Origin of the sequence: Gordonia sp. NB41Y (assembly GCF_030718915.1) — a bacterium.
GTDB classification, from domain to species: Bacteria; Actinomycetota; Actinomycetes; order Mycobacteriales; family Mycobacteriaceae; genus Gordonia; species Gordonia desulfuricans.
On the sequence record NZ_CP132196.1, the window covers coordinates 4,331,115 to 4,357,238 of the forward strand.

Sequence of the window (26,124 nt, forward strand, 5' to 3'; positions counted from 1 at the left end):
CGTTACCCGCCTCACTTGAGGTTCGAGGGTCCCGACCAGTTCTTGGGGACGATGAACACACCCTCGGCCTCGGCGGTCACGCCGTCGGCGTCGGACAGTGTGCCGCGCACGATCTTCTTGCGGCCGTCCCGGTCGACGATCTCCGCCCGCGCCGAGAGCGCGCCGAGCGGGGTCGGACGACGATAGGTGACGGTGATCGTGCCGGTGAAACACGGGATGTCGTCGGCGGCCGCGGCTTCGCCGAGCACCTGGTCGAGGACCATCGCACATACACCGCCGTGGACGTGGTGGGCCGGTCCCTCATAAGCGGCGCCCAGGGTGAATTCCGCGGTGACGCCCTCGCGGTCGGCGACGGTACGCACCGGCGGGGCGATCGCGTTCCGCACGCCCATCACGGCATTTCCCCAGGGCATCCCGACCGCGTCGGAGTTGAACCGCACACCGTAGGACCCGTCGATCTGACTGCTGCGCAGACCCGCGACCACCTCGTCGATCCGACGACGGGCGTCGTCGATGTCGGCGGCGTCGACCTCGGTGCGGATCACCGCGTCGATCAGGTCGCGGACGGAGTCGGTGAGGGGGCCGTAGACGCCGCGCCGCCGGTCGATCTCGTCGGCGGTGATGTCCTCGAGGGTGAACTGCATGGACGCTCCTGTGGTCGCTCGTATGGGTCGCCTGACTGGGTTGTGCGTCCCAGGTCATACCTGCGCTGAGCTGCGCGGGCGATGGTACAAACGGGTAGAACGTGTTCTAATTTAGACCTAGAACGTGTTCTTGTTCCACTGGGATTCCGGCGAGGAGGGCAGATGGCCGACGGGATGGACCGCGACGAGGGATGGGTGCGGCAGGTGCTGCCGCTGTTGCGACTGATCGCCAAGGGGTACTTCCGCTCCGAGGTGCGCGGGATGGAGAAGGTGCCCGACGGCGGTGCGCTGCTGGTCGCCAACCACTCCGGCGGACTGATGGCCTTCGACGTCCCGCTGATCGGTGTCGCCTTCGCCGAACAGTTCGGCACCGAGCGTCCGCTCTACACCCTCGCCCATGACGCCCTGTTCCTGCCCGGCATCGACCAGATCTTCCCGAGGTTCGGCTTCCTGCGCGCCCACCCACGCAATGCGGTCGCCGCGCTGCGCGAGGGAGTGGCCACCCTGGTGTTCCCCGGCGGCGACTGGGACGTCATGCGTCCCTCCCGTGACGACGCGAAGATCGATTTCAACGGCCGCACCGGCTACATCCGCACCGCTCTGGAGGCCGGTGTGCCGATCGTCCCGATGGTCACCATCGGCGGTCAGGAGACCCAGCTGTTCCTCACCCGCGGTGAGGGCCTGGCCAAACTGCTGCGGCTGGACAAGCTGCTGCGGATCGATGCCACCCCGCTGGCCTTCGGGTTCCCGTTCGGCCTGTCCCTCGGATTGCCGCCGAACGTCCCGCTGCCGTCCAAGATGGTCACCCAGGTGCTCGACCCGATCGACATCCGTGCCGAGTTCGGGACCGACCCCGACATCGCCGAGGTCGACGTCATGGTCCGCAAGCACATGCAGCACGCCCTCGACGATCTCGCCCGCCACCGCCGGTTCCCGGTAATCGGCTGACCTGCCCGCCCGACCCGACGGATGATCCCATGACGACCACCGCCACCACTTCTCCCGCGCGTGCTGCTTCTCCGGTGCATGCCGTCGCCGATCGTGCCCGATCGGCGACCTGGCTCACCGGTGTCCTCGTCCGCAGCGGTTTCCTCGGCCCCGCCCGGCCCGACCGCTATCTGCGGATGGGCCTCACCCTGCGCCGCCACGGCGGACCGTCGCCGGTCAGCGGTATCGGCCTGGCCGCCGCCCGCACGCCGGAGGATACCGCGCTGATCGACGAATGCGGCTCGTTGACGTGGGCCGAGCTCGATGCCCGGGCCGACGCCCTGGCGGCCGGGCTGGCCGACCTGCTGGGCCCGCGGTCCGGCGAGCAGCCGCCCCGGATCGCGATCATGTGCCGCAATCACCGCGGCCTCGTCGAATCCCTCGCCGCCACCTCGCGTCTGGGTGCCGATGCGATCCTGCTCAACACCGGGTTCGCCGGACCGCAGTTCGCCGAGGTGATCGCCCGCGAGGGTGCCGAACTCCTGATCGTCGACGACGAGTTCGCCGCCCTCGTCGCCGAGGCCGTCGAGCGGGTACCGCGGTTGCGATGCCTGCGCGCCTGGATCGACGACGCCCCTGTCACACCGGATACCGCTGCCACATCGGATACCCCTGCCACACCGGATACCCCTGTCACACCGAATGCGGTCGGCACGCTGGAGTCGGTGATCTCCGGCCACGCCGGCCGCCGTGCACCTCGTCCCGCCCGCGCCGGCCGGGTGGTGCTGTTGACCTCGGGGACCACCGGCACACCCAAGGGTGCCCGCCGCGGTGGCAGCACCGACGTGGCCTCCCTGGCCGCCATACTCGACCGCATCCCGTGGCGTGCAGGCGAATCCATGGTGATCGCGGCGCCGATCTTCCACGCGTGGGGATTCGGTCAGGTCGCGATCGCGGCGACGATGAGCGTCACCATGATCATGCGTCGCCGCTTCGACCCGCTGGCCACGATGGAACTCGTCGAGCGTCATCGTGCCACCGGACTGGCGGTGGTCCCGGTGATGTTCGAACGCATCATGGATCTCCCCGCATCCGTACTCGACACCATCGACGTCCCGAGCCTGCGATTCGTGACCGCCAGCGGCTCCCGCATGCGCGCGGATGCGGTGCAGCAGTTCATGAACCGCTTCGGTGAGGTGATCTACAACAGCTACAACGCCACCGAGGCCGGACTGATCAGCACCGCCACACCCGCCGATCTGCGCACCGTCCCCGACACCGCCGGACGTCCGCTGGTCGGCACCGACGTCCGCATCCTCGACGACGACGGAGACGAGGTACCCACCGGCGGGATCGGCCGGATCGTCGTCGCCGGCAACTCCGGATTCGACGGCTACACCACGGCCGACACCAAGGACTTCGCCGGCCGACACATGGTGTCCGGTGATCTCGGCTACCTCGATGCCGCGGGCCGGCTGTTCGTCGTGGGCCGCGACGACGAGATGATCGTCTCGGGCGGTGAGAACGTCTACCCGCTCGAGGTGGAGCAGACGCTGTCGGAGCATCCCGCGGTCGCCGACGTCGCGGTGATCGGCGTGGACGACGAGAAGTTCGGCCAGCGGCTGGCGGCCTTCGTCGTCGGACGGCCCGAGCAGGCCGTCGATCCCGGCGAACTACGCGATCATGTCCGGTGCCGTCTCGCCGGATTCAAGGTCCCCCGCGATGTGCACGTCATCGACGAACTGCCCCGCAATGCCACCGGCAAGATCCTCAAACGTGTCCTCGCCGACGACCTCCGGAGGGTGGGGTGACCGATGAATCATCCTGATCCGGAGCGGTTCTCGGGAGCCGATGCGCTGATGCTGAACCTCGAGACCCCCACCACGCCGATGCACACGCTCAAGGTGGCCGTCCTCGACACCGCACGTCGCGGCCGGCCGGTGACCGTCGCCGAACTCGCCGAGGTCCTGCCCCGGTATCTGGGCGCCTTTCCCCGCGCCACCCAGCGCGTGGTGTGTGCACCCGGACGTACGGTCCGGCCGTTCTGGGTGCGCGAGAACGCCTTCGACATCACCGCCCACCTCGACGAGATCACGCTGCCGGCCCCGGGCGGGCGTGCCGACCTCGACGAGCTGTGTGCCGAACTCGCCGTCCGCCAGTTGGATCGCTCGCGGCCGCTCTGGGCGTTGACGCTGGTGCACGGTCTCGAAGGCGGTCGCCAGGCCGTGGTGATCCGGGTGCACCATGCCGTCGCCGACGGACTCGCCGCGCTCAACACCCTGATGGCGGCCACGGGCACGGCCGGAGAATCCGTGCGGCCCGCACCCGTCGATCCGATCGTGCCCACCACGCCATCGGCCGCCCTGACCCGGTCGGCGCGGCGCGAGTCGCGGCGCCTGATCGCCGGTCTGCCCGCGGTGGTGGCCGCGTTCTGGCGTGCGGCCAGACACTCGGCGGCCACCGACTCCGCACGGCACATCCCGCTGCCACTCACCGTGCGCCGCACCAGTTTCAACACCCCATCCGGTGCGCGCCGGGTGTGTGCGAGCGCGCAGATCCCGCTCGCCGACGTCCAGCGGATCGCCGTCGCCCTCGACACCACGGTCAACGGAGCGCTGCACGGCATCATCGCCGGGGCGATGCGCGCCGAACTCGCCGAACGCGGCGACGACCTGCGGCATCCGTCGGTCACGGTGTTCGGGGTGTGCCGCGATCTGACGTCCACGCGTACCGAGGGCAACCAGGTGGCCACCGCCGCGGCGTTCATGCGCACCGACATCGCCGACCCGATCGAACGCATCCGCGCCACCGCCGACAGTTGCGCGGCAACGGTCGAGCGCCGCAAGCGCATCGGCTTCGACCTCACCGAATCGGTCGCCACCTACAGCGGTCGTGTGGGACCGATGTTCCGCGGGCTGGCCGCGCATCGGGCGCCGCGGGTGATGAACACCATCACCACCGCCAACCTGCCGGGTCCACGTGAAACACGCTGGATCGGCGACATCGAACTGGTCGACTGGGTCTCGTTCGCCCTCGCGATCGCGCCCGCCGACGTCAACCTCACCACCTACAGTTACGCGGGTGTACTCAGCATGGGATTGATCTCGACGCCGGAGTCGATGCCCGACGCCGCCCGTTTCCTGCGTCGCATCAGCGAGTCGCTGCGTGAGACCCGGGATGCGCTCGCCGCCTCGGCCATGCCGCTCGACGACCCGGTCTCGTCGGCCCGGGATCAGCGGTGATCGACTGGGGTACCGGCGTGGCCCGGGCGGGTCTGTTCGCCTCGGTCCTGCCGAGGGCGGTCGCCTCGGCCCGCATCGCCGGGCGGGGCCGTCCCGACGCCGGGGTGCCGCCGTCGGCGGTCGGTCCGCGGGTGGTGGGGGAGTCGGCGCTCGACGAGTTCTTCATCGCGATCAACTCGGTGATCCGCGACATCCCGCCGCTGGAGGTGATCGAAGGCAATGTCGCGCGGTGCGATGCCGTCGCCGCCGAGTTCACCGCACTGGGTATCGAGGGAATCCACCAGCGCCCCAACGCACCCCGGATCGTGTCGCAGAAACGCAAGATGTTCGGCACCACCCGGTTCGACCAGATCGACTACCTCGTCGACGGATTCCTGCCGCAGTCGGTCGTGGTGGACGACCCGTATGCCGGGATGACGGCGTCGGCGCGGGTACTCAGCCGGTCGGGCAAGGGCCGTCGCTGGATCATCTGGGTACACGGTGCGGCGCAGGGCCGCAACGACGATCTGTACGCCTTCCGGGCCGGACATCTGCACGGCGCACTCGACTACGACGTCGCACTGCCGGTCCTGCCGGCCCACGGTGCCCGACGACTCCGCAAGGTGGCCTACCCGGGGATGGACCCGCTGGTCAACGTGGTCCTCACGATCCGGGCAGTGGTCGAGATCCGGGCACTGATCCGCTGGATCGCCCGGCGGGAGCCGGCCGAGATCGTCATCGCCGGAACGTCATTGGGCGGTCCGATCGCCGCGCTCGTGGCCACCCTCGAACCGGATGTGAGCGGGACGCTCGCCGTGGTGCCGATGCTCGACCTGCACGGCACCCTCGCCCACCACATGGATCGTGCCGGCTCCCGGGGGCGCGAACTGGCCGCGCTGATGCGGTCCGACCCGGTGACCGCGGTGTCGTCGGTGATCGACCCGCTCGCCCTCGACCCGATGGCGTCCCCGGACCGTCGACTGGTGGTCGCGGCACTGAACGACCGGGTCACATCGTTGTCGGCGGCACGCAAACTCCACGCCCACTGGGGTGGGCAGGTCTACTGGTATGCCGGAAGTCATGTGGGGCATGCGATGTCCCGCGGGATCCAGGACGCCGTCGACGACTTCCTCGCATAGCCGTCCGCCCACTCCGTTGACCGGGCCCTCGATCTCGTTGACCGGGCGTTAGTTTTCGTTGACTGGGCGCGAGCTTCCGTTGACCGGGCGCTCGATCTCGTTGACTGGGCGCTAGTTTTTGTTGACCGGGCCCTCGTTCTCGTTGACCGGGCCCTCGTTCTCGTTGACCGGGCGCTCGATGTCGTTGACCGGGCGCTCGTTCTCGTTGACCGGGCGCTCGATGTCGTTGACCGGGCGCGTCGGGCATCAGCGGGCGAGATGTGCTCCGTCGTCGGCATAGGCGGCCGCGATGGCCGAGATCTGCAGACGTAGACCACGATCGAATTCTTCGAGGTGGTCGCACGTCGCGAGATCACCGGCCAGCATCGCGACATTGGGATACCGGTCGTCGTCGAAGAGCGAGGCATTCTCGGTGGACGCCACCGATCCGCCGAGTCCGATCTCGCGGATCAGCGCCCCGATCAGGTATGCGATGAACATCCGCAGGACCCGCACCCGTTCGGCTTCGGGGATGCCGGCCCGCCGCGCGGCCTCGAGAGCGGCCTCGACCAGGGGGATGATCGCCGGGATGTTGAGGTGGCGTGTCAAGACCAGAGGCGCCGTCTGTGGGTAGCGGATCGCCGCGACACGGAAGGCGTGGCCGAGCGCGGTCATGTCGTCGTGCCAGGAATCGGTGGCGGTCGGGATCTCGACGGAGTTCAGGAGGCGCTCGGCCATCCCGTCGAGCAGATCGGCCTTGTTGGCGATGTGGTTGTACAGCGACATCGTCTGGACGCCGACGGCCGCCGCGACCTTGGCCAGCGACAGCTTGTCGATGCCGTCGGATTCGGCGAGGGTCAGCGCCGCGTCGATGATCTCTGTCCGGGTCAGCGGGCCCCGGTCGGTCCGACGTCTCGCCATCTGCACACCCCATCGTCTCCGCGCGCTCGGATCGCGCATCGCCTCTTGACCGAGGCTAACTTAGACCATTAGTTAACTCTACTTATGTCATAAGTTTGGGTCTGATGAGAGGTCACCGATGGCTGGAGCAACCACATGGGAGGTGCCCGCGGAGGGGCACTGGGTCGTACCGGAAGCGGCCCGCGTGTCGCCGCTGGATCGCGGGCAGATGGGGTGGGCCGCACGACTCACACTCCGTATGATCCGACGCCGCACCGACTACGACGGCGACTTCACGGTGTTCCGCACCTTCGCCCGACTCGGCAGCATCTTTCCCGCACATTCGGTCTTCTTGTCGCAGATCCTGTTGCGCGGCAGGATCTCTGCCTCCCACAAGGAACTCGTCATCGTGCACGTGGCGTGGCGGACCGGCTGCGCCTACGAGTGGGCTCACCACGCCCACATGGCCGGTGCACTCGGCATCACACCTGAACAGATCCGCGCCGTGTCCACCGACCTACCGGTCGTGGACGACGCGAAGCTCGCGCGACTCCTGGCCGCTGCTGCGGTTCTCGTCGACCGTGGGCACCTCGACGAGGCGGAATGGACGGCGTTGTCCCAGGCCACGAGCTCCGATCAGGCCCTCGAACTCTGTCTGCTGGTCGGTCACTTCGTGATGGTCGCGATGACCATCAAGAGCGCCGGCGTCCAGCTCGAACCCGAATTCCGATCGACCTCACCGGAAGGCAGATCATGACCATCTCCATCGACATCCTGGAAACCGGCACCGTCGCGATCCGTCCCAGCCATCGGACACAGTCGGCGACCCGGCCTGTCCTGCTCCGGCGTGCCCGTGTGCTGACCGATCGGCGATGGACCGTGCCATTGCCGATCAACACCTATCTGATCCGGCATCCCGAAGGGGTGATCCTCGTCGACTCGGGCGAATCGCCGCATGTCTCCCAGCGCGGCTTCTTCCCGTTCTGGCAGCCGTTCTTCCATGTCGCAGTGGATCTGAAGGTGGGACCGGAAGAGGGGATTCGTAGCAGGCTCGCGGAATACGGTCTCGCACCCGCCGATCTCACCGCAGTGATCTTGACCCATCTGCACCACGACCATGGGGACGGAATCCCCGACCTCAACGGTGCGCCGATCTATGTCAGTGCCGAACAGTGGGACGCCAACCGCCACTACATTCCGGCGACCGTCGAAGGCGCGGTGCCCAAGCGCTGGCCTCACGGGTTCATGCCGCTGATCCTCGAACCGTCGGGGCCGCCGGTCGGGCCGTTCCCCAGGAGCTATCCGATCACCTCCGACGGCACCATTTTCGCCGTCGACACCCCCGGCCATGTTCCGGGACATCTGTCGGTCATCGCGCTCGACGACGATGTCGCCTACTTCTTCGGTGGAGACAGCACCTACGACCTGGAACTTCTCGACGCCGAACTCACCGATGGAGTGAACAACGCGCCCCGCAAGGCCATCGAATCACTGCGTGCCATCAAGGAATACGCCCGGACGCAGCCGACGGTGATCCTGCCCGCGCACGACCCCCTCGCCGCCGAACGCCTCGCCACCAAGGCCGTCTACCACCCATCACCACTGAAAGCCGCACTGTGACAACCAGTGACGGCATCCGTCGAACGGAGGAACCCGCATGTCCACGGTCGTGATCACCGGAGCGTCCCGAGGTATCGGTCGTGCGATCAGCACCCACCTCGTCGAACAGGGATGGACGGTATATGCCGGAGTGCGGGATGTCGCCGACGCCCCACCCGGCACCACTCCGGTGGAACTCGACGTCACCGATGCCACCCACATCGCGCGGCTCGCAGAACGTCTGCCCGCCTCCCTGGACGCGGTGGTCAACAACGCCGGCATCGTCGTGGCAGGCCCGGTGGAAAGCCTCACCCCGGAGTCACTTCGGCGTCAGCTCGAGGTCAACGTGGTCGCCCAGGTCGCGATCACCACGGCGGTACTGCCGCTTCTGCGGGCCGCCGGTGGCCGGATCATCTACATGACGTCGTTGAGTGGCCGACTGTCCACGCCGATGACCGGTGCGTACAACGCGTCGAAGTTCGCGCTGGAGGCGATCGCCGACGCCCAGCGAGTCGAACTGCGCCCCTGGGGAATACCGGTCACCTGCATCGAACCCGGCCCGATCGACGCCGATCTGTGGCGGACCGCCGATGATCTGATCGAGGAGAACCGGGCAGGCATGTCGTCGGCCATGCAGACCTTGTACGGCCCTCACCTGGCCGGCCTCGCCTCCACGATCGGCTTCGTCCAGCGGACCGCGTCACCGGTCGAGACCGTCGTGCGCACCGTCGACGTGGCGCTTCGTGCGCGCCGTCCCCGGGCCCGGTACACGGTCGGCGCATCCGCAAAGGTCCAACTCGTCGCGGCCGCACTGACTCCGACAATTCTCTTCGATCGAGTCTCGGCACGGATCGCCGGCATCCCCGCGCGAATCGGCTGACGGCCGGGCTTGCCGCTGTTCACTCCGTGAGGCGGGTGATGTCTCGGAGGTCGGCCGTCTGAGGTTTCGACACGTCTCGTCGCTTCGCTCCTCATCGGCTCAACCATCCACTGGGCGTAGCTGATTGAGCAGTCCGTTGGTGATTGAGCCGGGACCGAGCGGAGCGAGGACCCGTGTCGAAATCTCCGCAGCATGCGCTGGGTGGTGCCCACTTCTGAGGTGGTGACGCTCCTGACGTCGGCCGTCTGAGGTTTCGACACGTCTCGTCGCTACGCTCCTCATCGGCTCAACCACCAACGCCTCGTTGCTGATTGGCTGATTGAGCCGGGCTCTTTTGCTGATTGAGCCGGGACCGAGCGGAGCGAGGACCCGAGTCGAAATCTCCGCAGCACACGCTGGGAGGCGATCACCCCCGAGGTGGTTGCGTTCCGACGTCGGCCGTCTGAGGTTTCGACACGCCTCGTCGCTACGCTCCTCATCTGCTCAACCACCAACCACCGCTGGCCGATCAAGCCAAGCCCAAGCCGAAAACCAACCACCCCAAACCTATTGCACACACCATCGAACACCTGTATCATAAAAGAATCTTCACGCGACAGGGGGGTGAGCGTCGATGACCAACAAAACCGGCACAACCGATCCCCAATCGCGTGTGTCACAAGCAGTCGCCCTGATCACACAAGGGTTGGACCTACTCGCTACCGCCGACCTCACCACCAGTGATGCCGACACCCTGATCACCATCGCGAAAACCACCGAAAAATCGTTGAACCGGTTGACCTTCCAAAGCGACCGAGTGATCACCGAAATCAACCACCGAGACATCCACCGCGACCGCGGCTACCGCACCATCTTCGCATTCATGGACACCGAACTCCACGCCTCCAACTGCAAAGCCCGTTTGGAACGGATGGACCGCGTCCAACCCGAACGATCGTTGACCGGCGAACCCACCCAGGCCGAATATCCTGAACTCGCGAAAGTGTTCGCCTCCGGTGATGCCGGCACCACCCACATCGACATCGCCCTGTCCTGGCTCAAGAAAATCCCCCTCGCCGCCGCCTACGACGAAAAGATCGCCGCCGAACGCACCCTCGCCCGACACGCCACCGAATTCGGGGCATCCGCACTCGGCACCTGCGGCTCCCGCATCATCGCCCACATCGACCCCGACGGCGAACTCATCGAGAAAAAAGACCGGGACCGTCGACGCGGAATCACCCTCGGCAAACAAGGCGCCGACGGCATGTCCAAACTGACCGGCTACGTCGACCCCATCCTGCGCGCCCGACTCGAAACACTCTTCGCTGCTTGGGGCAAACACGGGGTCAACAACCCCGACACACCGAACGGCCTGATCGGGGACAGTCGCACCGCCGAGATCGTCGACCCCAACACCCTGGACGCGGCGGCGGTCAAAGACATGCGTACCCAACCCCAACGCAACCATGATGCGGTGAACGCCCTGCTGACCGCTGTGCTCGCCGACGGGATGCTCGGCAAAACCAACATGGGTGTGCCGATCCAGCTGATCGTCAAAACCGATGTCAACGACCTGATCCGCGAAGCCGGGTATGCCGTCACCGCGACCGGAACCCTCATCCCCATGTCGGACCTGGTCGACCTCGCCGCAGATGCCCAAATGTATTTGTCGGTGTTCAAAGACCACACCGCGATCCCCCTGTATTTCGGGCAAGCGAAACGGATAGCCACCAAACATCAACGATTGATGTTGTTTTCCGCCCCCGACGGCCATCACTGTTCGGCACCCGGATGTGATCGGGCCGCGGCACACGTCGAAATCCATCACGCGGTCAACGACTTCGCCGACGGTGGCCGCACCGACATCATCGAGTTGGCACCGGCGTGTCCCACCCATCATCGGATGGTCGGTGATCTACCCGGGCAGTACACGACCGGGAGAATCGAGTCGGGCCCGGATGAGGGCCGCACGTGGTGGCAACGGAATGCGAAACCCGGCCAACCCCAGAACGAGAAACAGGTCAACCGGTTCCCGGATGTCGGACAACAGTATGTGGAACACCTGGCAGAAGTGCGTGCCGAAATCCACGGCACCGACACCAACACCAACACCAACAGTACCGGTCAACCGGGCACGGTGACTCTCGACAGCACTACCGACGACGGGTTCGTCATGATCGATGCTGATGCCCTGGTGATCAAGGTGTTCGACCCACCCATCGACATCGGACCGACAGACACACAGATGAGACTCCCCATCCGGGAAGTCATCACCCCCGTCGGGCCGATCGAGACCCGACTGGTCGAGATCTTGGACGGGATGGGGCTCTGACATGTCGGAGCGCTGTCTGGGTTCGTGGTGGTTACGTTCCGAGTTCGGCCGTCTGAGGTTTCGACACGTCTCGTCGCTACGCTCCTCGTCGGCTCAACCATCAACTGGGCGTGGGTGATTGAGTAAGAGCGCTGTTGCTGGCGATTGAGCCGGGACCCCATTTGCTGATTTGAGGCGGGACCGAGCGGAGCGAGGACCCGTGTCGAAATCTCCGCAGCGTGCGCTGGGTGGTGACCACCTCAATCTCCGTGGTGGTCGCGTTGGCGAGTTCGGCTGTCTGAGGTTTCGACTCGACTCGTCGCTGCGCTCCTCGTCGGCTCAACCATCAACTGGGCGTGGGTGATTGAGTAGGAGCGCTGTTGCTGTCGATTGAGCCGGGCACCATTGCTGATTGAGCCGGGACCGAGCACCGCGAGGACCCGAGTCGAAATCTCCGCAGCATGCGCCGGATGCTGACCACCTCGACCTCCGTGGTGGTCGCGTTGGCGAGTTCGGCTGTCTGAGGTTTCGACTCGACTCGTCGCTGCGCTCCTCGTCGGCTCAACCATCAACTGGGCGTGGGTGATTGAGTAGGAGCGCTGTTGCTGTCGATTGAGCCGGGCACCATTGCTAATTGAGCCGGGACCGAGCGTAGCGAGGACCCGTGTCGAAATCTCCGCAGCGTGCGCTGGGTGGTGACCACCTCGACCTCCGTGATGGTCGCGTTGGCGAGCCCGGCTGTCTGAGGTTTCGACACGGAGGTCACCACCGGGCACGGGCTACCGGAAGGCGGCGGCTCCGGCGACGAGGTCGGTGCGGGCGTCGGCGATCAGCGCGTCCCGGTCCTCGGGGAGGATGAAGCCGGCGGTGATGGCGGTGTCGGCGGCGCACGTGTAGCTCGCCAGGTATTCCCGCTCGTCGGCGTAGAGGTCGACGAGGATCGACGGCGGCAGGGGACTGGTGCTGCCGAACAGGACGCAGATCCGGGGCACATCGGCATCCACCACACCACTCAGGACCTGGGTCGGGACGTCGACGCACGGTGTGCGCACCCCGTCGAGGACGTTGCCGACCGCGTCGACCTGGAACCGCGGATGGCCATATGCATCGGTGACCAGCAGCGGAGGGGCGACCGGGGGTTCGGCGGTACCGACCACCCAGTCGCGCAGGTGCCGTAGCGCGGCCCGCAGCACGAACCGCTGCTGACCGCGGTTGACCTGTGTCGGGCAGCCGAGCATCGACTCGTACTCGCCGATCTGATGCAGGTCGGCGTGCGCGGTTCCGGCGATCTCCCACACCCGGAGATGATCCGAATCAGCCTGGCGTGCACGGACATACTGGAAGTTGGTGAGCACATCGGTCTCGGTCTGCACCACGAACACCGGGACGGTGATGGCGGGGGAGATCGGCACCGGCTCCCCACGGTAGGCATCGGTGATGTCGGCCGGACCACCCACCGGCCCCAGCGGCAGGGTGCCCATCGACCGGCTGTGGATGAGCACCCCGTCGAAGACCTGATGATGGTCGACGAAGAGATTGGTGTAGGTGGTCAACGCCATCGCCGACTGCGATTCGCCGACAGCGATCAGGTGCCGGATCGACAAGCCGGTGAGCGGATGGCCGGGGGAGTCGTTGCCGGCGAGCGCCGCCCCGATCTGCCCGAAGATGTCCCAGCAGAACGCATCACCAGGATGATGCAGGGTGCCGTACCGTTCCGGTTCCTTCGCGGCCAGACCCCGCGGACCGCCGAGCGCATCACCCATACCGACCGAACCGGCACCCCCCTCGATCCCGGTGAACTGCGCCGACACCCCCACCCAGGCATAGCCCGAGCGGACGAGTTCGTCTGCCAGATAAGAGTATTCGGGTGCGGCATCGGTCCCGGAGGACACGTTGAACCACTCGACGACGACGAATCCGTTGAAGTCATCGGCCCGCTCGGGTCTGCGCACCAGGATGCGCGTCGTGTACGGGGCGGTACCCGCCTCGACGAGCCCGCCGTGGGCATCGGCGAGGAATCGTCGGGCGGTACCGCCTGCGGCGTACTCGATTTCGGAATAGCCCGAATCGGCAAGATCGGGGGTCTTCGCGGCTCCGAGGATGTTGTGTCCCTTCCCGCCGTGCAGGACGGTGAAGGTGACGACTGCGCTCATGTCCCGAGTGTAGGTCACGACGACTGCTGTGCCCCGTCACTCTGCGCGGCCTTCTTCGCCTGCTCCTTGCGGTGTTTGGCGATGACATTGCCGAACATGAAGTGCATCTTGGTGCCCAGCGGCCAGCCCACGTAATAGCAGAGGAACAGGCTGATCTCCTCGAGCTGCTCGGGGGTGAGTTCACCGTTGCCCAGGGCGGATCCCGCCTGGATCTCGGCGACGTCGATCTGCCCGGCCTGTGCGAGCGCGCCGAGCAGGATCAGTCGCCGATCCCGGATGGACAGGCCCTCGCGACTCCACACCTCGCCGAAGACCTGGTCGGCGGTGTGCGCGAAATAGTCACCCGGGCCGTCGGCCATCTCCCAGCCGTAGACCTCGGCCATCTTGGCCAGGCCCTTGCGGCGCTGGTCGGTGGGTTCGGTGGGCTCGGCACCCGATGCGTCGGTGCTCACTGGTGTTCTCCTTCGGTGTGGGGGACGCCGAGTGCGGCGGCGAGATCGCGACGGGCCAGTTCGGCGAGCGGCAGGTCGACGCCGAGGTGCGCGCCGAGTTCGAGGGCCAGGGTCAGATCCTTCTCGCCGAGCGTGCGCACCGGTGTGAAGATGCCGAACCAGAAGTCGTCCTCGGCGATCGGGGCGGTGGTGTCGCGGAGCATGATCGACCCGGCCCCTCCGGTGATCGCGTCGGTGTGGCGCACCACCTTGCCCAGTTTGGTGATGTCGATCCCGGCGGCCTCGGCCAGCCGTGCGGCCTCGGCGGTGGCGGTGAACGAGACGAAGTGCAGCAGATTGCGAGCCAGCTTCATCCGGGTGCCCGCACCCACCTCGTCGCCGGCGTGCACCAGCATGTCCGAGGTGAGCGCGAACGGCTCCTTGATCCGCTCGTAGGCCTCGCGCGGTCCGCCGACCATGACCGCCAGTCGGCCCTCGGCGGCCCCGCCCGCACCACCGGAAATGGGGGCATCGAGCAGGGTGACACCCTGGGCCGCACAGGTTTCGGCCAGCTCGACGGCGGTCTCCGGAGAGATGGTGGAGTGCACCGTGATGATGGTGCCCTCCCGTGCCGCCGACAACAGGCCGCCGTCACCGGCCACGACGGTGCGCACCTGCTCGTCGTTGAGCACGCAGATCCCGATGATGTCGGCGGAGGCCGCGAGCTCGGCGAGCGAGCCGGCCCGCGTCGCCCCCTTCTCGACGACCTTGGCGATCGCGTCGTCGGACAGGTCGAAGACACTCAGGCCGCCATGCCATGTGGCGAGTCTGCCGGCCATCGGACCGCCGATGTTGCCCAGGCCGACATACCCGAGACGGAGGGTGGGGGCGCTCACGGCCGGTACACCTGGCCGCCGTCGACGTTGAAGATCTGGCCGGTGATCCAGCTCGCCTCGTCCGACAGCAGGAACTTGCACATGCCGACATGATCCTCGGCGGTACCGAACCGCTTGAGCGGCAAGGCCTTGACCATCTCGGCGACCATCTCCTTGGGGGTGGTGGTGCGGGTGGCCTCGGTGTCGGTGGGGCCGGGGGCGATGGCGTTGACCCGGATGTTGTTGCCGCCCAGCTCGTTCGCCAGCTGGAAGGTCAGGTTGTTGATACCGGCCTTGGCGAGTCCGTAGAAACCGCTGTAGACGTAGGCGGCGGTGGAGGACTGGTTGACGATCGCGCCGCCGTCGGTCATGTGCGGGTACACCGCGCGGGTCACGTTGAGCGCGCCGTCGAGGTTGACGCTCATGAACTTCTTGTAGTAGTCCCACGGCACGGTGATCAGGAAGTCGAGCTTCATGCCACCGTAGATCGCCGCATTGTTCACCAGGCCGTGGATGGTGCCGTAGCGCTCCACGGTGGCGGCGGCGAGATTCTGTGCGGAGTCGGGATCGGCGACGTCGGCGTGCACGTACAGGCCACCGATGTCGGCGGCGACCTTCTCGCCGGCCTCGTCGTTGAGATCGGCGACGACGACGTTGGCGCCCTCTTCGGCGAGTCCGCGGGCGTAGCCCTCGCCGATGCCGCCGGCGGCGCCGGTGACGATGATGATCCTGCCGTCGAAACGTCCTGTGCTCATGGGGTTCTCCTCAATGGTGGCTGGGTGGGTTGTGCGTGGGTGGATCGGGAACGGGTGCCGGTCAGGCGGGGCGGGCGACGGCCTTGATCTCGAGGTACTCCTCGAAGCCGGCGACGCCCATCTCGCGGCCGATGCCGGAGGCCTTGTAGCCGCCGAACGGGACGTCGGCGGAATACCAGATACCGCCGTTGACGGCCATGGTCCCGGTGCGAACACCGTTGACCACGTGGTCGATCCGGTCCTCGTCGGTACCCCAGACGGCACCGGACAGGCCGTAGGGGGAGTCGTTGGCGATCCGGATGGCGTCGTCGTCATCGTCGAACGGCAGGATCACCAGCACCGGACCGAAGATCTCCTCCTGGGCGACGCGGGCGGAGTTGTCGAGGCCGGAGATCAGGGTGGGCTCGACGAAGAAGCCCTTCTCCTTGCCGGCCGGACGGCCGCCGCCGATCTCGATGGTGCCGCCCTCCTCGCGGGCGAGGGCGATGTAGGACTCGACGCGTTCGCGCTGGCGGGCGGAGATCAGCGGCCCGCAGATGGTGCCCGGATCGGTCGGGTCACCGGCGGCCAGACCGGCCAGGCTGTCGCGGGTGATCGCGGTGGCCTCGTCGAGCTTGCTGCGCGGGACGAGCAGGCGGGTGGTGATCGCACAGCCCTGCCCGGCATGGGTGACCACGGCGAAGGCGGCCATCGAGCAGGCGGCGGCGAGGTCGGCGTCGTCGAGGACGATGAATGCCGACTTTCCGCCCAGTTCGAGGAACACCTTCTTCAGCGACTCGGCGGCGCCGGCCATCACCTTCTTGCCGGTCGCGGTGGACCCGGTGAACGAGACGATGTCGACGCGCGGATCGGAACCGAGCTGGGCGCCGAGGGCGTGGTCGCTGGAGGTGACGATGTTGATCACGCCGGGCGGGAAGTCGGTCTCCTCGGCGATCACCTTGCCGACCAGCGCGGCACACCACGGGGTGTCGGGGGCGGGTTTGAGGACCACGGTGCAACCGGCGGCCAGCGCCGGTCCGATCTTGGCGAAATTGATCTGGTGGGGGAAGTTCCACGGTGTGATGGCGCCGACGACGCCGACCGCCTCGGCGCGCAGCTCGCGCCGGTTCTTCAGGCCCATCGGCTTGGCCTCGCCGAGATCGGTTGTCCACGCGTAGTTGTCGGCGAGATCGGCGAAGTAGCCGAGGTCGGTGATCGGCCCCTCGAGCTGGGGTCCGTGGGTGAGGAACACCGGGCAGCCCACCTCGGCGACGGTGAGGTCGCGCAGCTCGTCGGCGTGGGCGAGCAGGGCGTCGCGCAACTGGCGCAGGCAGCGTGCACGCAGGGCGTGGTCACGCGACCAGTCGGTGGTGTCGAAGGCACGGCGGGCCGCGGCGATCGCGGCGTCCATGTCGTCGGAGGTGGCGTCGGCGGCATGGCCGATCGTCTCCTCGGTGGCTGGATCGACGATGGCGAAGGCGCCCCCGCTGCCGGGGACCAGCTTTCCGTCGATGAGTAGATCCGATGCGGATTCGGGTCGGAGAGACATGAACTGGAACTCCATCTGGACAGGTGTCTGGACTCGAGTTCGAACCTAGTGTAGCGTCGGTCACATGTCCAGCCCCGTATCGCAGGAATCGACCCGACGACGCCTCTCGGCACAGCAGGCGGAAACCGTCGCCCGCCTCACCGACGCCGCCGTCGAAGTGCTCAACGAGGAGGGCTTCGACGGCCTCACCGTGCGTGCGGTCGCCAAGCTCGCGGGGGTGGCACCGGCGACTGCCTACACCTACTTCTCGTCGAAGAGTCACCTCGTGGCCGAGGTGTTCTGGCGGCGGCTGGCCGACGGGGTCGCCGATCCGGACACGGCGCTGCCGCCGAGCGAACGCGTCGCGCAGGTACTGCGTGACGTGTCGATGGTGGTTGCCGGCCAGGGGCAGCTCGGCGGTGCGGTGACCGTCGCACTGCTGGGCACCGACCCCGACGTCGAACACCTGCGCCTGCGGATCGGCGGGTTCATCCGCCGCCGCCTCGCCGAGGCCCTCGAGGTGGACCCGGAGAACCCCGGGCCCGTCGTCGACGCCCTCGAAATGCTCTATGCCGGAGCGCTCGTGCACGCCGGCATGGGGCACCTCAGCTACGAACAGACCTCCGAGCGACTCGTCGCCGCAGCCCACCTACTCATGGAGAACCAGTCCTAGATCATGGAGCGATTCCGATGACCGACACCGTCACCCAGGCAGGCATGGAGCAACGGATCCCGTTCGATCCGTACGCCTATGACTTCCACGAGGACCCCTATTCCACCTATGCCCGCCTCCGGAGCGAGGCGCCGGTCTACTACAACGGCGCGATGGACTTCTGGGCACTCGCCCGGCATGCCGACGTACGCAGCGCCTTTCGCGATTCGGTGAACCTGTCCAACGCGTGGGGAGTCTCGTTGGACCCGTCGTCGTACAGCCCCGACGCGCACAAGTCCATGTCGTTCCTGGCGATGGACGACCCCAAGCACATGCGGATCCGCAAGCTCGTCTCCAAGGGCTTCACCCCGCGCCGCGTCAACGACCTGTCCGAGCGGATCACCACGCTGACCCGCCGGCACTGGGATGTGTGCCTGGAGAAGGGCGAGTTCGACTACATCGCCGACTTCGCCGGCCTGCTCCCGATGGATGTGGTCTCCGAACTGCTGGGCGTCCCCGAGGCCGACCGTGCATTCCTGCGTCGGCAGTCGGATCTGTTGCTGCACCGCGAAGAAGGGGTGCTCGACATCCCCGAGGCCGCGATCTACGCCTACCTCGAACTGCACAAGTACTACAGCGCCCTGATCGCCGACCGCCGCAAGAATCCCGGCGAAGACCTCGTCTCCGCGCTGATCGACGCCGAGATCGACGACGAGAACGGCGACAAGACCAGTCTCAGCGAGGACGAGATCGTCGGCTTCATGGTGCTGATGGTGGTGGCGGGCAACGAGACCACCACCAAACTCCTGGCCAATGCGCTCTATTGGGGCTGGCGCAATCCGGATGAGCTCGCCAAGGTGATCGCCGATCCCGACGCCGTGCCCGAATGGACCGAAGAGACTCTGCGCTACGACAATTCGACGCAGATGGTGCTGCGCCGGGTGGCCAACGACGTCACCTACGGTGATCATCTGATCCCGGCCGGACAGCGCGTGCTGCTGCTGGTGGGATCGGCCAACCGCGACGCCGACGTCTTCGACGAGCCCGATGACTACCGGATCGGCCGCAACTGCGGGCAGGCCCTGATGAGCTTCGGGATGGGCACCCACTTCTGTCTCGGTGCCCACCTCGCCCGCCTCGAGGCCAACATCGGTCTGGCCGAGGTGGCGCGCACCGTCAGCGCCGTCGACATCGACATCGAGCGCGCCGTGCGCGTGCACTCGGTCAACGTGCGCGGCTTCGCCGAACTGCCGGTGCGGATCACCCGCCGGAACGGAGGACACTGACATGGGTTTCGTCCCACATCCCGACCGTCGTCCGGTGCTGGTCGCCGGCGCCTCCTCCGGAATCGGTGCGGCCACCGCCGAATGGCTTGCCGGACAGGGGTATCCGGTGGCGCTGGCGGCACGCCGGGTGGAGCGGCTGCAGGCACTCGCCGAGAAGATCGTCGCCGACGGCGGGGAGGCCGTCGCGGTTCCCCTGGACGTGACCGACGAGGCCTCGGTGATCGACTGTGTCGCCAAGGCGCAGGCGGCCCTCGGTGACCTGGAGATCGTCGTCGCCGGTGCCGGCGACCTCGCCGTCGGCCTGTCCTACCAGACCAGCCCCGAGGCCTTCGCCGACCAGATCAACATCCACCTCAACGGCGCCTACCGGGTGTATCGGGCGGTGATCGGCGGCATGATCGACCGTGGCCGAGGCGATTTCGTCTTCATCGGCTCCGATGTGGCGATCCGGCCGCGGCCCTGGTCGTCGGCCTACGTCGCCGCCAAGTCGGGGATCGACGGCCTGGTCGCGACCATCCAACTCGAACTCGAGGGCACCGGGGTGCGCGCCGGCGTGGTGCGACCCGGACAGACCCTCACCGGCATGGGGATGGACCTCGACCCCGAGGTCACCGAGAACATGCTCAACGACTGGATCAAGCACGGACTGGCCCGCCACGGCAATTTCCTTGCCCCCGAACATATCGCGCAAGCGGTGGCCGCCATGGTCACCATGCCCCGCGGCGCACACATGCGTTCGGTGGAGGTCGAGGCAGAGGGTGCGGTCCCCAAGAACAAGCTCGCTGCGAAAGGACAAGACCGATGACCACACTGACCACTCCCAAACGCGTCTCCGGCGGCGAGGGAGAACACGGCCACCTCGATGAACTCGCCACCGACCCGATCGCGCTGTTCTGGCGCATCCGTTCCGAGTGCGGCGACGTCGGACAGTTCCAGCTCGCCGACCGCGAGGTGGTGCTGGTGTCCGGGGCCACCGCCAACGAAGAGTTCTTCCGGGCCCCGGAAGAAGATCTCGACCAGGCCGCCGCCTATCCGTTCATGACCCCGGTCTTCGGTGAGGGCGTCGTCTTCGACACCAGCCCCGAGGAACGCTCCAAGGCGATCCACAACGCGGCGCTCAAGGGGCCGCACATGAAGCAGCACGCGATCACCATCCCCAACGAGGTGGAACGGATCATCGCCGGCTGGGGTGACGAGGGTGAGATCGACCTGCTCGAGTTCTTCGCCGAGCTGACCCTCTACACCAGCTCGGCCTGCCTGATCGGCCGACGCTTCCGCGAACAGCTCAACGGACACATCGCGCACCTGTTCCACGACCTGGAGAAGGGCACCGACCCGATCGCCTACGTCGACTACAACGCCGACATCGAGAGCTTCCGCAAACGCGACTCCGCGCGTGCCGAACTCGTCGAGTTCATCCAGGGTGTGATAAACGACCGGATCGCGAACCCCACCGAGAACAAAGACGATCGCGACCTGATGGACGTGCTCGTGCAGGTCGGATTCGACGCCAACACCATCACCGGGATGTTCATCTCGATGATGTTCGCCGGGCACCACACCACCTCGGGCACCGCCGCCTGGACGCTGATCGAGCTGCTGCGCAACCCCGACTACATGCAGCAGGTGTATGCCGAGCTCGACGACATCTATCGCGGCGGTGGCGGCGAGGGGGCCGACGACGGCGCCGCCGCCGGCACCGGGCGGGTGGAGTACAGCTTTGCCGCGATGCGCCAGATCCCGAAGCTGGAGAACGCACTCAAGGAGGCGCTGCGACTGCATCCGCCGCTGATCGTCCTGATGCGAGTGGTGCAGAACGACTTCCACATCGAGGACTTCGAGGTCAAGGCCGGACAGTCGATCGCGGTGTCGCCGGCGATCTCCAACCGGCTGCCCGAGGACTTCCCGAACCCCGACGCCTTCGACCCGGACCGGTACGTCAAACCGCGCCAGGAGGATCTGGTCAACCGGTGGACGTGGATTCCCTTCGGTGCCGGCCGGCACCGTTGCGTCGGAGCACAATTCGCGATCATGCAGCTCAAGGCGATCTTCTCGGTGCTGTTCCAGAACTACGAGTTCGAGATGGCCCAGCCCGCCGATTCCTATCACAACGACCACTCCAAGATGGTCGTCCAGCTCGCGCAGCCGTGCCGGGTCCGGTACCGCCGGCGGGCGGAGGCGAACGGAGCGGGCTGATGCGGATCGAGATCGATCTGGATCTGTGCCAGGGCCACGGGATGTGCGAGATGGAGGCCCCGGAGGTCTTCGTCGCCCACCGCGATCACGCCGAGATCCTCGACGCCCACCCGGACGAGAGCCTGCGCGAGCAGGTCCTCGCCGCAGTCCAGTACTGCCCCACCCAGGCGCTGCGCATCGTCGACGACGATGCGCAGAGCGCCTGACCCGGAGACCTGCCGAACCCCGAGACCTGCCGAACCCCGATACCTGCCGAACCCCGACACCGCCCGACCACCGGGTCCGCCCTGACCCACAACCGACGTTCACCGACGAAAGAGGTTGAGATACATGTCGTTCGACCGTGCCGAACTGGAAGAGATGAAAGAGCGTTGGCTGCAGGCCAACATCGAGGCCGAGAAGGCCGGTGACTGGAAGCCGCTCGCCTCGTTCTACACCGAGGACGCCACCTACGGCTGGAACTACGGCCCCGACAAGGACTTCATGGCCGTCGGCCGCGACGAGATCCGCGAGATTGCGCTGGGTCAGGAGATGGAGGGCCTCGAGGGCTGGACCTATCCCTATCAAGAGTGGGTGATCGACGACCGCACCGGATCGATGATCGGACTGTGGAAGCAGGTGTACGAGCGGACCCGCGAAGACGGCACCCACTACGCACTCGAGGGCATCCAGGGCAGCTGGTTCCGGTACGGCGGGAACTTCCAGTTCTCCTGGCAGCGTGACTTCTTCGACTACGGCAACGTGTCGGCGCTGTTCATCGAACTGCTCAAGAACAACGCGATGAGCGACGGCATGCTCAAGCGGATCGAGAAGGCCACCGGCGACCAGCCGGGCTGGTATCCGTTCGGCAAGGCACCCGTCCCGTTCTGGTGATGCACACCCACGAAAGCCGAACACGAACGCAGAGAACGAGAATGACGCATACAGCCCAGTCGTACTCCGACCTCACCGGCGAGCAGTTGGCCGGTCTCGTTCCCGAACTGCTGCTGTCGGGTCAGCTGATCGACCGCAGCGGCATGGCCCACCTGATCAGTGCCTTCGGCCGCGAGACCATGACCCGGGTGGCCATCGAGGAGTGGATGGCCGCCAGCCCGGTCTACACCCACCGCATGCGCACCGCCCTCGGGATCGACGGCGACGGTGTCGAGGACATGTTCAAATGTCTGCAACTCGACATCGGCGCACCACCGCAGTTCATGGACTTCCGGTACGAGATCACCGACCGCTATCACGGTGCGTTCGTGCTGAACCACTGTGGCGCACTGATGGATGTGGAACCCCTCGGCGACGAGTACGTCACCTCGATGTGCCATGACATCGAGGATCCCACGTTCGACGCCACCGCCATCGCCACCAACCGGCGTGCCCGGATCCGGCCCATCCACCGGCCGCCGCGTCGTCCGGCCGACCGGCATCCACACTGTGCGTGGACGGTGACGATCGAACCCGACCGTGACGAGCTGCCGCTGCCCGCCGACGCGGAGACCATGTTCACCTCACGCGCGGCGTCGACCGAACTCTCCGAGATCGACCCCTCGGCCCTCGACGGCTGGGTGGACTATCGCGGACCGCTGGTGGAGGACCTGCAGTTCCGCGAATGGTCGACGAGCGCCCTGGTGCGCATCGCCGAAGAGGTCGCGCTGCAACATCAGTTGCTGGCCTTGGGGTTCCTGCTGTCGGTGACGCGGTATGCGGAGTCGGCGGAGCAGGCACTCGAGATCTACCGCAAACAGTTCACCGGCATCGCGGGGTTGTCGGCGGATCGTCTGCGGCGGGCCCTGCGGTTGGGCACCGGGGCCGACGACCTGGCCCAGGTGATCCGCCTGGTGCCGGTCCTCGGGCCGCAGCAGTACAGCGGTGTCACGGCCACCGTGGAGGGGGACGGCCGTGATCACGGTGAGGTGGTGGTGCACATCCCGTCGTCGTCGGATGCCTATGCCGACGGCGGCTGGGTCACGGTGCTGACCGCAGACCACACCGAACCGCTGGCGGCGATCGGTGTCGCGGTACATCCGCGGTGGACGATCGGTGCCGCCGAACAGACCGACGACGGTCTGCGGGTGCGGTTCGTGCTCGGCCACGACGACCAGAAGGAATGCGGTGAGGTGGCCATCGCACGGTTCTCCTCGGGCGCCGACTTCTCCTTCACCGACCGCGGCCGGTCGATCCCGATCACCCCGGTCGCCAGCGGCGTCTGATGACCGACGCCGGATTGGCCGGGCGGGTGGCGATGGTCGCGGGCGCCACCCGGGGAATCGGACTGGCGGTCGCCTACGCCCTGGCGGGGAGCGGGGTGTCGGTGGTGGTCAACGGTCGGGACGAGGCCGCGGTGACCGCCACCGTCGACGAGATCGTCGGCGGCGGTGGCTATGCCGTCGGCGTGTGTGGTGCGGCGGGGCAGGCGGGGGTGGCCGAGAAGATGGCCGACGCCGCGCTGTCGGGGTTCGGGGCCCTCGACATCGCGATCAACTGCGCCGGGATCGCCGAGCCGGCCGGATCGACGGTGCTCACGATCACCGAGGACGAGTTCCGCGAGCAGGTCGACGCACACCTGATGAGTGCCTTCCACATCACGCAGGTGGCGGGAAGAGTGTTCGCCGAACAGAATTCGGGGTCGATCGTGCTCACCGGATCGGCCGCATCCCTCGGGACGTTCGGCGGCAGCGGGTACCCGGCGGCGAAAGGGGGCGTCAACGCGCTCGCGTTGGCCGCCGCCGGGGACCTCACCGGCCTCGGGGTGCGCATCAACGTCGTGATGCCCGGGGCCAGGTCGCGGTTGTCGTCGGGCGACGACTACGTGCGGCACATCCACAGCCTGCACGAGCGGGGCATTCTCGACGACTACACCCGCGACGCCGCGCTCGACCCGGCACCGCCGGAGTACGTCGCCGCCCTCTACGAGTTCCTGGCGGGCGACCTGTCGTCGGGTATCACGGGCCAGATCTTCACCGCCTCAGGTGGTTTCATCGGGCGCTACGATCCACAGCAGCCGACGTTCATCGCCTACCGCGACCACAAGGACACCGCGCCGTACAGCATGGCCGAACTGGCCGAGATGCTCGGCTGAGGTTTTGTGTTGTCAGAAGGGGCCGCTACGCGGTGTAGGTGTGGGTTCGCGGCTCCCGCACCCACAGCGTGCCGTCACCGGCCGTGGGGCCCTGGGCCTTGAGCGTCCGCTTGACGATCTTGTTGGTCGCCGTGGTCGGCAGGGTCTTGGCGACCCGCACATACCGCGGCCACGCCTTGGGGGAGAGGTCCGGCTGTGCCTCCAGCTCGGCGACGAACTCGTCCGGGGAGAGTTTGACGTCGTCGTCGAGGACGATGGCGGCCATCACCGCATCACCCACCTGGTCGTCCGGAACCCCGTATACCGCAACCTGATTGACCCCGGGAATGCGCTGCAGGATGCGTTCGATCGGTCCGGCGGTCATGTTCTCGCCGTCCACCCGCATCCAGTCGCCGGTACGGCCGGCGAGGTAGATCCAGCCGTCGGCGTCACGGTAGGCGAGATCCCCCGACCAGTACTTGCCGCCGCACAGACGCTCGTCGGTGGTGGCCGCATCGTTGTAGTAACCGGTGAACATACCGGCGCCGTCGGTGTTCACGAGCTCGCCGATCGCCTCCTCGGCGTTGGCGAGGGCGCCGTTCTCGTCGAAGACGGCGACGGCACACTCGGTGTCGGTGGCCGGGTCGTAGACGGCGACACCGGGGAAGCCCTTGCCGATCGATCCGGCCGGGGTGTGGGGCTCACGGGTGACGATGATCGCCAGCTCCGACGACCCGTATCCGTCCCAGACGTTGCAGTCGAATCGTCGTGCGAACTCGGTGATGTCGTGATCGGTGGCCTCGTTGCCGAACGCCGCGCGCAGCGGGTTGTCGGCGTCGTCGGGCTTCTCCGGGGTGGCCAGGATGTAGGCGAGCGGCTTGCCCACATAGTTCATGTAGGTCGCGCCGTGGCGGCGGATGTCGTCGAGGAAGGTCGACGCCGAGAACCGGGCCGGCACCATCGACGCACCGGCGGCCGCCGCGGCGCAGTATCCGCCGAGCAGCGCCGCGGAATGGAACAGCGGCATCGACAGATAGCAGACGTCGCCGGAGGTCAGACCGAACTTCTGCACCAGGGGCGGTCCGGCGAAGGGGATCAGCATGTGTGCCAGCCGAACCGGCTTGGGGTTACCACTCGTCCCCGAGGTGAAGATCAGCATGAACGGGTCGAGCGGACCCGGCACCGAATGTGGCGTCAGCTCACCGGCATTCGCGACCCGCTCGGCCCACTGTGGGCTCGACGTGTCGATCACGGTGACCCCCGACAGATCCAGGCCGTCCAGCAGATCGCGGTGTTCGGCGTCGGTGAGCAGGATCTGGCAGTCGGCGCGCCGGATGTCGCCGAGCAGTGCGTCTCCACGTCGTGTGTTGTTGATCCCCGCCGTGACGTAGCCGCCGAACGCGCCCGCCGCGATGGCGATCAGCATGGTGGGGGTGTTCCCCAGCAGTGTGCCGATGTGCATCGGGCGGGCGGGGTCGGCGTCGGTGAGGACGGTGGCCGCCGTGCGGCGGGCCTCGTCGATGTACTCGCGCCAGGTCCATCGGCGGTCCTGGTAGGTGATCGCCACGTTGTCGTCGTCGCTGCGTTCGGCGAGGAGTTGGGTCACGGTGTCGGCCATGCCCCAAATCTAGAACGTGTTCC

The 26,124-nt window shown here is 67.0% G+C and carries 25 protein-coding genes; 16 read left to right on the top strand and 9 right to left on the bottom strand.

The features are described 5' to 3' along the window. Positions 1-11: 11 nt before the first annotated feature. Positions 12-644, bottom strand: a complete 633-nt coding sequence (locus Q9K23_RS18815; protein ID WP_020789440.1) for a PaaI family thioesterase — start codon at positions 642-644, stop codon at positions 12-14. A gap of 162 nt (positions 645-806) precedes the next feature. On the opposite strand from Q9K23_RS18815, the gene Q9K23_RS18820 reads away from it, so the two are divergent. Genes Q9K23_RS18820 through Q9K23_RS18835 form a run of 4 tightly spaced genes read left to right on the top strand, consistent with a single transcriptional unit; the run spans position 807 to position 5,931 of the window. Continuing rightward, a complete protein-coding gene (locus Q9K23_RS18820; protein ID WP_020789438.1) occupies positions 807-1,592 on the top strand; it encodes a lysophospholipid acyltransferase family protein in 786 nt (261 codons plus the stop codon). A gap of 29 nt (positions 1,593-1,621) precedes the next feature. Next, positions 1,622-3,382, top strand: coding sequence for an AMP-binding protein (locus tag Q9K23_RS18825; protein WP_053776648.1), 1,761 nt, complete (start codon positions 1,622-1,624; stop codon positions 3,380-3,382). Between the two features lie 3 nt (positions 3,383-3,385). Next, positions 3,386-4,813, top strand: coding sequence for a wax ester/triacylglycerol synthase domain-containing protein (locus Q9K23_RS18830; protein ID WP_053776649.1), 1,428 nt, complete (start codon positions 3,386-3,388; stop codon positions 4,811-4,813). Next, positions 4,810-5,931: an alpha/beta hydrolase family protein gene (locus Q9K23_RS18835; protein ID WP_053776650.1), complete on the top strand. Its 1,122-nt coding sequence runs from the start codon at positions 4,810-4,812 to the stop codon at positions 5,929-5,931. Before Q9K23_RS18830 ends, Q9K23_RS18835 begins: the two co-directional genes overlap by 4 nt. Positions 5,932-6,177: 246 nt before the next feature. Here Q9K23_RS18835 and Q9K23_RS18840 read toward each other — a convergent pair whose 3' ends face one another. Then, positions 6,178-6,831, bottom strand: coding sequence for a TetR/AcrR family transcriptional regulator C-terminal domain-containing protein (locus Q9K23_RS18840; protein ID WP_053776651.1), 654 nt, complete (start codon positions 6,829-6,831; stop codon positions 6,178-6,180). 238 nt (positions 6,832-7,069) lie between these two features. Here Q9K23_RS18840 and Q9K23_RS18845 point away from each other — a divergent pair, with 238 nt between their 5' ends. Genes Q9K23_RS18845 through Q9K23_RS18855 form a run of 3 tightly spaced genes read left to right on the top strand, consistent with a single transcriptional unit; the run spans position 7,070 to position 9,289 of the window. After that, on the top strand, positions 7,070-7,567 hold the full coding sequence (locus tag Q9K23_RS18845) for a carboxymuconolactone decarboxylase family protein (protein ID WP_020790370.1): 498 nt from the start codon (positions 7,070-7,072) through the stop codon (positions 7,565-7,567). Then, positions 7,564-8,430 carry an N-acyl homoserine lactonase family protein gene (locus Q9K23_RS18850; protein WP_053776653.1) on the top strand — a complete coding sequence of 289 codons (867 nt, stop codon included), beginning with the start codon at positions 7,564-7,566 and terminating at the stop codon, positions 8,428-8,430. Before Q9K23_RS18845 ends, Q9K23_RS18850 begins: the two co-directional genes overlap by 4 nt. Before the next feature lie 37 nt (positions 8,431-8,467). Next, a complete protein-coding gene (locus tag Q9K23_RS18855; protein ID WP_053776654.1) occupies positions 8,468-9,289 on the top strand; it encodes an SDR family NAD(P)-dependent oxidoreductase in 822 nt (273 codons plus the stop codon). 691 nt (positions 9,290-9,980) lie between these two features. Here Q9K23_RS18855 and Q9K23_RS18860 read toward each other — a convergent pair. Next, on the bottom strand, positions 9,981-10,169 hold the full coding sequence (locus Q9K23_RS18860) for a hypothetical protein (protein ID WP_152972951.1): 189 nt from the start codon (positions 10,167-10,169) through the stop codon (positions 9,981-9,983). On the opposite strand from Q9K23_RS18860, the gene Q9K23_RS18865 reads away from it, so the two are divergent. Beyond that, the gene (locus Q9K23_RS18865) at positions 10,086-11,603 is read left to right on the top strand and encodes an HNH endonuclease signature motif containing protein (RefSeq protein WP_305950558.1); all 1,518 of its coding nucleotides are present in this window, start codon (positions 10,086-10,088) and stop codon (positions 11,601-11,603) included. The genes Q9K23_RS18860 and Q9K23_RS18865 overlap by 84 nt on opposite strands. Before the next feature lie 758 nt (positions 11,604-12,361). On the opposite strand, the gene Q9K23_RS18870 is transcribed toward Q9K23_RS18865, so the two are convergent. The 5 genes from Q9K23_RS18870 to Q9K23_RS18890 form a co-directional block, all read right to left on the bottom strand. Beyond that, positions 12,362-13,735: an alpha/beta hydrolase domain-containing protein gene (locus Q9K23_RS18870; RefSeq protein WP_305950237.1), complete on the bottom strand. Its 1,374-nt coding sequence runs from the start codon at positions 13,733-13,735 to the stop codon at positions 12,362-12,364. Positions 13,736-13,749: 14 nt separating this feature from the next. Beyond that, positions 13,750-14,118, bottom strand: a complete 369-nt coding sequence (locus tag Q9K23_RS18875) for a carboxymuconolactone decarboxylase family protein (RefSeq protein ID WP_082366086.1) — start codon at positions 14,116-14,118, stop codon at positions 13,750-13,752. Positions 14,119-14,183: 65 nt separating this feature from the next. After that, positions 14,184-15,062 (bottom strand): NAD(P)-dependent oxidoreductase, encoded by an 879-nt coding sequence (locus Q9K23_RS18880; RefSeq protein ID WP_053778498.1) that lies wholly within the window; start codon positions 15,060-15,062, stop codon positions 14,184-14,186. Then, positions 15,059-15,796 carry an SDR family oxidoreductase gene (locus tag Q9K23_RS18885; RefSeq protein ID WP_020791545.1) on the bottom strand — a complete coding sequence of 246 codons (738 nt, stop codon included), beginning with the start codon at positions 15,794-15,796 and terminating at the stop codon, positions 15,059-15,061. Before Q9K23_RS18885 ends, Q9K23_RS18880 begins: the two co-directional genes overlap by 4 nt. Before the next feature lie 61 nt (positions 15,797-15,857). Continuing rightward, on the bottom strand, positions 15,858-17,324 hold the full coding sequence (locus tag Q9K23_RS18890; RefSeq protein WP_053778521.1) for an aldehyde dehydrogenase: 1,467 nt from the start codon (positions 17,322-17,324) through the stop codon (positions 15,858-15,860). Positions 17,325-17,388: 64 nt separating this feature from the next. Here Q9K23_RS18890 and Q9K23_RS18895 point away from each other — a divergent pair, with 64 nt between their 5' ends. The 8 genes from Q9K23_RS18895 (at position 17,389) to Q9K23_RS18930 (ending at position 24,504) form a co-directional block, all read left to right on the top strand. Beyond that, entirely contained in the window at positions 17,389-17,976 is a 588-nt protein-coding gene (locus tag Q9K23_RS18895) for a TetR/AcrR family transcriptional regulator (protein WP_053778499.1), read from the top strand. A 17-nt stretch (positions 17,977-17,993) separates the two neighbouring features. Then, positions 17,994-19,241: a cytochrome P450 gene (locus Q9K23_RS18900; RefSeq protein WP_053778500.1), complete on the top strand. Its 1,248-nt coding sequence runs from the start codon at positions 17,994-17,996 to the stop codon at positions 19,239-19,241. Position 19,242: 1 nt separating this feature from the next. After that, on the top strand, positions 19,243-20,046 hold the full coding sequence (locus tag Q9K23_RS18905; RefSeq protein WP_020791150.1) for an SDR family oxidoreductase: 804 nt from the start codon (positions 19,243-19,245) through the stop codon (positions 20,044-20,046). Further along, positions 20,043-21,437, top strand: coding sequence for a cytochrome P450 (locus tag Q9K23_RS18910; protein WP_053778501.1), 1,395 nt, complete (start codon positions 20,043-20,045; stop codon positions 21,435-21,437). Before Q9K23_RS18905 ends, Q9K23_RS18910 begins: the two co-directional genes overlap by 4 nt. Continuing rightward, the gene (locus tag Q9K23_RS18915; protein ID WP_020792964.1) at positions 21,437-21,643 is read left to right on the top strand and encodes a ferredoxin; all 207 of its coding nucleotides are present in this window, start codon (positions 21,437-21,439) and stop codon (positions 21,641-21,643) included. The genes Q9K23_RS18910 and Q9K23_RS18915 overlap by 1 nt, the downstream gene beginning before the upstream one ends. Before the next feature lie 124 nt (positions 21,644-21,767). Then, a complete protein-coding gene (locus tag Q9K23_RS18920; RefSeq protein WP_020792965.1) occupies positions 21,768-22,310 on the top strand; it encodes a nuclear transport factor 2 family protein in 543 nt (180 codons plus the stop codon). Positions 22,311-22,351: 41 nt separating this feature from the next. Beyond that, positions 22,352-23,635, top strand: a complete 1,284-nt coding sequence (locus Q9K23_RS18925) for a hypothetical protein (protein ID WP_059037162.1) — start codon at positions 22,352-22,354, stop codon at positions 23,633-23,635. Then, positions 23,635-24,504, top strand: coding sequence for an SDR family oxidoreductase (locus tag Q9K23_RS18930; protein ID WP_020792712.1), 870 nt, complete (start codon positions 23,635-23,637; stop codon positions 24,502-24,504). Before Q9K23_RS18925 ends, Q9K23_RS18930 begins: the two co-directional genes overlap by 1 nt. A 25-nt stretch (positions 24,505-24,529) precedes the next feature. Here the strand turns inward: Q9K23_RS18930 and fadD1 are convergent, their stop codons facing one another. Next, complete coding sequence (gene fadD1 / locus Q9K23_RS18935) at positions 24,530-26,101, bottom strand: fatty-acid--CoA ligase FadD1 (protein ID WP_020792715.1); 1,572 nt, start codon at positions 26,099-26,101, stop codon at positions 24,530-24,532. Positions 26,102-26,124: the final 23 nt, after the last annotated feature.